The 735-nt window shown below is 42.6% G+C and carries 1 protein-coding gene; it reads right to left on the bottom strand.

The window, feature by feature from the left end; all coding sequences use genetic code 11:
* Positions 1-598 (bottom strand): hypothetical protein (locus tag A3738_RS26505; protein WP_156504523.1); only part of this gene is annotated, 598 nt, incomplete at its 3' end.
* Between the last annotated feature and the right edge of the window lie 137 nt (positions 599-735).

Raw genomic sequence — 735 nt, 5'->3', positions numbered from 1 at the left:
TGTTTCGTAATCTGCAGCAGATCAGCCCCGCAAGTCCAAGAAGAAATAATCCAAATGAAGACGATTCATCGACCTTTGCGATAGGTTTTTGCACCGGGTTCTTTATTCCTTCGAGTTGAATATTGTCGAGATAGACCGTCTCGGTTTGGCTATTTACGTCAAGCGCAAAGCGGATAGATGTAATGGCAGCATCTGATAATAAAATGCTGGCGTTATAACTTCCTGCAGTTTCGAGGGTCGTTTCAAAGATAATGCTTTTCGCGGCCGTATTCATAAGTTCTACTAGCAATGTGTCGCTCTTTTCAGTGCTGCTTAGCACTTGCCAATCAAAGCTTAATTCAAGGCTTGCGTACTTATGCGTGTCGATGTCGATTTGAGCGAATGTGAATCCGGCACTAGGTATGTCTCGTAAACGAAGTCGTTCAAGATAGATTGCAACATCGTTGTCTTGCGCTTCGTTAGTAAGCCATGCAGGCCCAACATCGTCGCTATTGATGCGTGAAAAATCATCTTGAAAGATGATTGCGCTATGCGCGTTGGCAGAAATTAAGAATATGAACGTGCACAGAACTGCACGAAATGTGTTTTTCGTTGTCATATTTCATCCTTGAAATAGTGTTATGGTCGGCTTTCCCTTGCCTCAATGCATAGTAGCAATGGTGTTCAAGGGATCTCAAGACTGTAGTTGACGAAAATTTACTTAATTGAGCGATATTTATGATGTTTTGGCGATGC

It is taken from the genome of Oleiphilus sp. HI0066 (assembly GCF_001635725.1).
Note: the sequence above shows the minus strand (reverse complement) of the source record. Positions and strands in the feature narration are given on the sequence as shown.